Annotated in this window: 9 protein-coding genes and 1 pseudogene; 2 read left to right on the forward strand and 8 right to left on the reverse strand. The window is 78.5% G+C overall.

Going from position 1 to position 6,882, the window contains the following annotated elements; genetic code table 11:
• The first annotated feature begins 179 nt into the window (after nucleotides 1–179).
• Nucleotides 180–641 (forward strand): hypothetical protein, encoded by a 462-nt coding sequence (locus ACRYR7_RS23295; protein WP_432574584.1) that lies wholly within the window; start codon nucleotides 180–182, stop codon nucleotides 639–641.
• A 58-nt stretch (nucleotides 642–699) separates the two neighbouring features.
• Here ACRYR7_RS23295 and mutM read toward each other — a convergent pair whose 3' ends face one another.
• The 8 genes and pseudogenes from mutM to ACRYR7_RS23335 form a co-directional block, all read right to left on the reverse strand.
• Nucleotides 700–1,647 carry a bifunctional DNA-formamidopyrimidine glycosylase/DNA-(apurinic or apyrimidinic site) lyase gene (gene mutM, locus ACRYR7_RS23300; protein ID WP_432574586.1) on the reverse strand — a complete coding sequence of 316 codons (948 nt, stop codon included), beginning with the start codon at nucleotides 1,645–1,647 and terminating at the stop codon, nucleotides 700–702.
• Nucleotides 1,648–1,651: 4 nt separating this feature from the next.
• Complete coding sequence (gene rnc, locus ACRYR7_RS23305; protein ID WP_432574588.1) at nucleotides 1,652–2,341, reverse strand: ribonuclease III; 690 nt, start codon at nucleotides 2,339–2,341, stop codon at nucleotides 1,652–1,654.
• A gap of 61 nt (nucleotides 2,342–2,402) precedes the next feature.
• Nucleotides 2,403–2,606: a 50S ribosomal protein L32 gene (rpmF, locus tag ACRYR7_RS23310; RefSeq protein ID WP_166611797.1), complete on the reverse strand. Its 204-nt coding sequence runs from the start codon at nucleotides 2,604–2,606 to the stop codon at nucleotides 2,403–2,405.
• Between the two features lie 2 nt (nucleotides 2,607–2,608).
• Nucleotides 2,609–3,226: a YceD family protein gene (locus ACRYR7_RS23315; protein WP_432574590.1), complete on the reverse strand. Its 618-nt coding sequence runs from the start codon at nucleotides 3,224–3,226 to the stop codon at nucleotides 2,609–2,611.
• A gap of 187 nt (nucleotides 3,227–3,413) precedes the next feature.
• Nucleotides 3,414–3,959, reverse strand: coding sequence for a hypothetical protein (locus tag ACRYR7_RS23320; RefSeq protein ID WP_432574591.1), 546 nt, complete (start codon nucleotides 3,957–3,959; stop codon nucleotides 3,414–3,416).
• A gap of 2 nt (nucleotides 3,960–3,961) precedes the next feature.
• Nucleotides 3,962–4,519, reverse strand: coding sequence for a pantetheine-phosphate adenylyltransferase (gene coaD, locus ACRYR7_RS23325; RefSeq protein ID WP_432574594.1), 558 nt, complete (start codon nucleotides 4,517–4,519; stop codon nucleotides 3,962–3,964).
• Between the two features lie 91 nt (nucleotides 4,520–4,610).
• A complete protein-coding gene (rsmD, locus tag ACRYR7_RS23330; protein WP_432574593.1) occupies nucleotides 4,611–5,168 on the reverse strand; it encodes a 16S rRNA (guanine(966)-N(2))-methyltransferase RsmD in 558 nt (185 codons plus the stop codon).
• 173 nt (nucleotides 5,169–5,341) lie between these two features.
• Nucleotides 5,342–6,412, reverse strand: a pseudogene (locus tag ACRYR7_RS23335) (GGDEF domain-containing protein); the annotation flags it as partial.
• Between the two features lie 236 nt (nucleotides 6,413–6,648).
• Here ACRYR7_RS23335 and rpmB point away from each other — a divergent pair.
• Nucleotides 6,649–6,834 carry a 50S ribosomal protein L28 gene (gene rpmB / locus ACRYR7_RS23340; protein ID WP_012084282.1) on the forward strand — a complete coding sequence of 62 codons (186 nt, stop codon included), beginning with the start codon at nucleotides 6,649–6,651 and terminating at the stop codon, nucleotides 6,832–6,834.
• The last annotated feature ends 48 nt before the right edge of the window (nucleotides 6,835–6,882 follow it).

Here is a 6,882-nt window from a genome sequence, read left to right on the forward strand (position 1 = left end):
GGGGTTGGGCTGGCCCCACCCCGCGCGGCGGCGGCGGGGGTCGCGGCGGGTCGCGGCAGGTCGCGGCGGGGGTGCGCGGGCGTCTTGTCGGGGGCGTCGTGTCAGGGGCGGGCGGCAGGGTGCGCCGCGAGCGCCCCCGGACGTCCCGGTCCGCGGGGCCCGAGGGAGCGGGGGACGAGATGGGCTGGAACGGCGCCGACCTGTTCGTGGCGGGCGGCCTGGAGGTGCTGCCGGGCGGGTTCGCCGCGGGCGGCGGCACCTCCACGCGCTTCGAGGGGTTCCCGGTCGCCGCCGCGGTGCGCGGCGGCGTGCTGCACGTGCACTTCCGCGGCGACGCCCTCGGCGAGGTGCCCGAGGCGCTGGCCGCGCGCAGCGGGGCCGCCCGCGCCGTCGCCGCCTGCTACAGCGGGGTCGCCGACACGTACGTGCTGGAGGTCGCCGAGGCGGGCGTGCCCACCCGGCTGCTGGTGGTCAGCGGCGGCGAGGCGGTCGTCGACGAGGGCGAGCCGCTGCCCGTGGAGGACGGCGGGCACGACGACCCCGAGGAGCGGCTGTTCGCGCTGCTGGAGCGCCTGACCGGCACCGCCGTGCCGGCGCTGCCGGGCCTGGAGGAGGCGTGGACCGAGCTGCGCGTGGTGTGAGCGCCGCGCCCGGGGGTCCGCGCCGACGGTGCGCTCGGGGGTGCGCTCGGGGGTGCGCTCAGGGGTGCGCGGTGCGCGGCACCGGCTGGCAGGTGGGGCAGGTGAACGAGGAGCGGTTCATGAACGCGTCCCGGCGCACCGGCGTGCCGCAGCGCGGGCACGGCCGGCCGGTCTGCCCGTACACGGCCAGGGAGCGGTCGAAGTAGCCGCTGGCGCCGTTGACGTTGACGTAGAGGGAGTCGAAGCTCGTGCCGCCGGCGTCCAGGGCGGCGCCCATCACCTCGCGCAGGCCCGCCAGCAGCACCCGCACCTGCGCGGGGCGCAGCGCGCGGGTGGGGCGGGCGTAGTGCAGCCGGGCGCGCCACAGCGCCTCGTCGGCGTAGATGTTGCCCACCCCGGAGACCAGCGTCTGGTCCAGCAGGGCGCGCTTGACGCCCGTGGTGCGCTCGCGCAGCCGCCGCGCGAACGCGTCGTCGTCGAAGGCGGGGTCCAGCGGGTCGCGGGCGATGTGCGTGACCGGCTCGGGCAGGGTGCGCGCCCAGGGCGCGTCGGAGTGCTCCCCCAGCCCGCCGGGCAGGCCGTCGGGGGTGGGCACCAGCGGCACCACCGCCAGGCCGCCGAAGGTGCGCTGGTCCACGAAGCGCAGCTCGGTGCCCGCCGCGCCCTCGGGCACGTGCGCGTCGTCGAAGCGCCAGCGGGCGCGCAGGTGCTTCTCGCCCGGCGCGTCCTCGGGCTCCACGAGCAGCTGCCCGCTCATGCCCAGGTGCACCACGAGGGCCTCGTCCGCCGCGCCGCGCGCGTCCGCCAGCGGCAGCCACAGGTACTTCCCGCGCCGCACGGCATCGGCCAGGACGGTGCCGCGCAGGCGGGCGACGGCGTCCTCGGGACCGGCGGCGTGGCGGCGCGCCACGCGCGGGTGCAGCAGCTGCGTCTCGCGCACGCGCCGGCCGGCGACCCAGCGGGCCACGCCGCGGCGGACGACCTCGACCTCGGGGAGCTCCGGCACGCCGTCAGCCGCCGGCGCGGACGGCCTGCGCGGCCTGCGCCTCCTGCAGGGCCCGCACGGCGGTGCTGGCGGCCTTCTGCTCCGCCTCCTTCTTGCTGCGGCCCTCGCCGCTGCCGAGCACGGTGCCGCCCACGACCGCGTCGGCGCGGAAGCTCTTGGCGTGGTCCGGGCCGGAGTCGGTGATGGCGTAGGAGGGCACGCCCAGCCCGGAGGCGGCGGTCAGCTCCTGCAGCGCGGTCTTCCAGTCGGTGCCGGCCCCCAGGCGCTCGGAGGACTCCAGCACGTCGGCCGTCAGGCGCAGCACGAAGTCGCGGGCGGCCTCCAGGCCCACCGACAGGTAGGCGGCGCCGATGACCGCCTCCATGGTGTCGGCCAGGATGGAGGACTTGTCGCGCCCGCCGGTGGTCTCCTCGCCCTTGCCCAGGCGCACGTGCGCGCCCAGGTCCAGGCCGCGGGCGATGTCGGCCAGCGCGCGGGAGTTCACGACCGCCGCGCGCAGCTTCGCCAGCCGGCCCTCGGGCACGTCCGGGTGGCGGTGGTACAGGGTGTCGGTGACCACGAGCCCCAGCACGGAGTCCCCGAGGAACTCCAGCCGCTCGTTCGTGGGCAGACCGCCGTGCTCGTACGCGTACGAGCGGTGGGTCAGCGCCTGCACGAGCAGGCCGGCGTCGATCTCGACGCCGAGGGCGGCCACGAGCCGGGCGACGTCGGCGACGTCGCCCGGCCCGGTGGCGCGGTCCTGCTGAGCGGTCAGCTCAGAGGTCCTTGACCTTGCGGCCCTTGTACTCCAGGTACAGGGGGGTGCCGGCGGAGTCGGTGACGACGCGCGCGGTGTGCGGGCGCTGGTACGCCACCTGGCCGCGCTGCACGGTGCGGGTCAGCGTCTCCTCGGACGCCTTCCACTGGGCGCGGCGCGACCGCGTGTTGCTGCGGGACATCTTCCGCTTCGGGACGGCCACGGTCAGCTCTTCTCTCTCGTGTCGGACGGGGTCTGGCCGGGCTGCTGCTCGAGCAGGCCCTGCAGGGCGGCCCACCGGGGGTCCGCCGGCTCTTCGGTGTCCTCGGCGTCGCCGAGCGCGCGCTCGGAGACGCCGATCTCGTAGTCCTGCTGGCACGGGCCGTCGCACTCGGGCTGGAACGGCAGCTCCAGCACGATGGCGTCGCGCACCGTCGGCTCGAGGTCGATGAGCTCGCCGGGGGCGATCTCGCGGACCTCGTCGTCGTCCTCGCCGACCTCGGCGGGCGTCTTGCCCGGGTAGGCGAACAGCTCCTGCACGTCGACCTCGACGTCCTCGGTCACCTCGGTGAGGCAGCGCACGCACTCCCCCACCGCGCGGCCGCGGACGGTGCCGGAGACCAGCACGCCCTCCATGACCGCCTCGAGCCGCAGGTCGAGCTCCAGGTCGCTGCCCTCGGGGACGCCGATGACGGCGATGCCCAGGTCCGCCGGGGCGGGGACCGTGCGCCGCAGCGTGCGCATCGTGCCCGGACGCCGGCCCAGCTCGTGGGTCGACAGCACGAGCGGGGCGTTGGGGTCGAGACGACCCTCCTGCACCTTGACCACTGCCTCGCCTCCCACGTGTTCGGAGCACCACTCGGCCCCGCCGCCCGTGGTCGTCCCCACCCGTCCGGTCCGGGGACCGGGGGTGGCCACGCCCACCAGCGTCGAGGCCGTGGTCAAGGGTAGCCGAGCAGGGCCCCGGGTACCGAATCGCCCGGTGGCGGGCCCGCCGCCGCCCGCCGCCGCCGGGGCCGCGGCGGCGCGCTCAGCCCTCGCGCTCGGGCCGCGGCGCCGGGTGCGCCCCCGCGGGGACCTCCTGCTCGGGGGCGCCGGCCCGCTCCTCCTCGGCGCCCTCGCCCTGCTCGGGCGCGCGCACCTTCAGCCGGTCGCGGCCGCGGCGGGCCTGCTGCTGCAGGCGCTCCAGCTCCTCCTCGAAGTCGCCGAGCTTGCCGTCGCACCAGGCGTCGGCGTCCAGGCGCAGCCGGCGGGCCTCCTCGCGGGCCGTGGCCACGACGTGCTCGGCGCGCTCGCGCGCCGCGCGCGTGACGGCCTGCGTCTCGGTGAGCTCCTCCGCCTCCGCGCGCGCCCGCGCCAGCAGGTGCTCCGCCTCCGCGCGCGCCGCCTGCAGGACCTCGTCGCGCTGGGCCAGCACGTCGCCGGCCTGCTGGACCTCCGCCGGCAGCAGCCGCCGCACCTCCGCGACGAGCCGGAGCAGCTGCTCGCGGTCCACCACGACCGACGACGACAGGGGCACCGAGCGCGCCCCCGACACGAGCGCGGCGAGCTCGCCGAGCTTCTCGTGCACTTCCACGACTACCTGCCTCCAGAGGGTCCAGCGGCCGCTCCGCTCGGCGGCCGCGGGTCATCCTCCCCCACCGCCCCGGCCGCGGCGGAGCCCAGCCGCTCCAGCAGCGCCCGGTGCACGACCTCCGGCACGAGGTCGGCGACGTCGCCGCCGTACCGGGCGACCTCCTTCACCAGGCTGGAGGAGACGTGCCCGAAGCGGGGGTCGCCGACGAGGAAGACCGTCTCCACGCCGGCCAGGTGGCGGTTCATCAGCGCCATGGGCAGCTCGTAGGCGTAGTCGGTGCCGCCGCGCAGGCCCTTGACGACCGCCCGGGCGCCCAGGCGGCGGCAGTGGTCCACCAGCAGGCCGTCGGCGAACTCCTCCACCACCACCCGCGCGGCGCGCGCGTCGCCGGTGGCGTCCAGCGCCGCGCGGGCCAGGCGCACCCGCTCGGGGCCGGTGAACAGCCCGCGCTTGGCGGGGTTGACGGCGACCCCGAGGTGCACGACGTCGAACAGGTCCGCCGCGCGCAGGACCACGTCGACGTGGCCCAGGGTCAGCGGGTCGAAGCTGCCGGGGCACACGCCGCGGCGCACCGGCGGCACCGGCGGCTCCGGCGGCGTCGCGTCGCGGTCGGTCGCGGCGTGGGCGGTCGCGTCGGGCACCCGGCGCACGCTACCGGCGCACCGTCCACACGCTCGTCTCGCCGTAGCGGCGCTGCCGGGCGGGCGGCCACCCGCCCGGCCAGCGCGGCTCGGGGCTGCGCGCGGAGCGCTCCACGACGACGGTGGCGTCCTCGGCCAGCAGCGGCGCCAGAGCGGCCAGCACGCCGGCGAGCGCCTCCTCGTCCACGGCGTAGGGCGGGTCCAGCAGCACCAGGTCCCAGCCGCCGCCGGCCGCCGCGCGCGGGCCGGTCAGGAAGCGCTCGGCGCGCTCGTGCTCCACGCGCACCCCGGGCAGGCCCAGCGCGGCGGCGTTGGCGCGGGCGGTCTGCGCGGCGGCCCGGGCGGCCTCGACGAGGACGGCCTCGCGCGCCCCGCGGCTGGCGGCCTCCAGGCCCAGCGCGCCGGAACCGGCGTACAGGTCCAGCACCCGCGCGCCCTCGACGGCGCCCGCCGCGTCCAGGGCGGAGAACAGCGCCTCGCGCACCCGGTCGCTGGTGGGCCGGGTGGTGTCCCCCGGGGGGACCCGCAGCCGCCGCCCGCCGGCCGAGCCGGCCACGATGCGCGTCACGGGTGCTCCCGGCGGCGCCGGGCCCGGCCGGCGGCGCGCGCGGGCGGCGGTGCGTCCGGCTCGTCCACGCCGGGAGGCTACTGCCCGCCCGCCGCCGCCCCGGGCACCGGCGCGGGCGGGTGGACCGGCGGGACCGCCGGGACCGGTAGGACCGGCGGGACCGGCGCGGCACCGGCGACGACGCGGTCGCGCCCGGCCCGCTTGGCCGCGTACAGGGCGGCGTCGGCGCGGGCGGTCAGCTCCTCGGGCCCCTCGCCCGGCAGGCCGCCGCCGGCCAGGCCGACGCTGACGCTCAGGCGCGGGCCGGGGCGGCCGTCGGCCGTGGGGGCGCGCAGGTCGGCGACGGCGGCGCGGAAGCGCTCGGCGGCCCGCAGCGCCACCGGGCAGGCGGTGCCGGGCGGGGCGGCGGCGGGCCCGGCGTGCACGAGCAGGACCGCCAGCTCGTCGCCGCCGAGGCGGGCGACGACGTCCTCGGGCCGGCACACCGCGCGCAGCTCCGCGGCGACCAGGCGCAGCACGGCGTCGCCGGCGGCGTGGCCGTGCTCGTCGTTGACCTGCTTGAAGCGGTCGACGTCGACGAGCAGCAGGGCGCCGACGGTGCCCCGGCGCAGGTGGTGGTGCAGGGCCCGGTCGAAGGCGCGCCGGCTGGCCAGGCCGGTGAGGGCGTCCTCGGCGGCCTCGCTGCGCAGCCGGGCGTGCAGGGCCTCCTGGCGGTCGCGCGCGGTGGAGGTCAGCCAGGTCAGGACGGCGAAGGTGGTGACCCACGCCGGGGTGTCGCGCACGACGGCGGCGGTGCCGGCGACGGCGAGCAGCACGGCGACCTCGCCGGCCAGGCACAGGGCGGTGACGGTCCAGGCCGCGGCGCGGCGCAGGTGGTAGGCGGCGTAGACGGCCGGCCAGCCGAGGAAGACCTGCGCGCTGAAGGAGGCGTCGCGGGTGAAGAGGTTCAGCGCCACGATCTCGGCCAGCCCCACCACGGCCAGCGCGGTCCCGCTCCAGGTGGGCGCCCGGCGCGGCAGCAGGGCGGGCACCGCGCTCAGCAGGGCGAGCAGGGCCGCCGCGCCGGCCGTCACCGCCAGGCCGCCGGGCACGCCGTTGAGGGCCTCGGGGACGAGCACGGCGTTCAGGAACATGTAGAGGGCGCCGACCAGGGCCAGGCAGCCGGCGGCGCGGGTGCCCGCGTCACCGTCGCGGGGCGCCCAGCGGGGCGCGCCGCGGGGGGCGCTCCGGGGCCGTCTCCGCACCCCCTCCCATCGGGAGCCGGGGTGCGGTGCTGGAGCGCCGCGGCGCCGGACCGCCCGGAGGGAGCAAGGGGCGCGGGCCGGTGCGCGGGGGCCGCGGCGCCGGGCCCGCGCCACCGGTTCGCCCGCACCGCTCCGGCTCGGCTATTGTTGACCGCGGTGTCCGGGCCTCCCCGGCACCGGTCGAGGCCCCACCGGGGCCGTCGCCCCTCCACCCCTCACGACCCCAGGAGTACCCCGTGGCTGCCACCTGCGACGTCTGCGCCAAGGGCCCTGGCTTCGGCAAGAGCGTCTCGCACTCGCACCGGCGCACCAACCGCATGTGGCTCCCGAACATCCAGCGGATCCGGGCCACGGTGAACGGTTCGCCGAAGCGGCTCAACGTGTGCACCTCCTGCCTGAAGGCGGGCAAGGTCACGCGCTGACCCTTCGCGCACAGCACGACCCCGCGGGGCCGGTCCGGACGGACCGGC

The sequence above is a fragment of the Kineococcus gurbantunggutensis genome (genome assembly GCF_050871925.1).
Lineage (GTDB): Bacteria > Actinomycetota > Actinomycetes > Actinomycetales > Kineococcaceae > Kineococcus.

Bases quoted from the DNA above. Each gene is read 5' to 3' on its own strand.
- ACRYR7_RS23295 (WP_432574584.1), top strand. From the start codon at position 180: ATGGGCTGGAACGGCGCCGACCTGTTCGTGGCGGGCGGCCTGGAGGTG.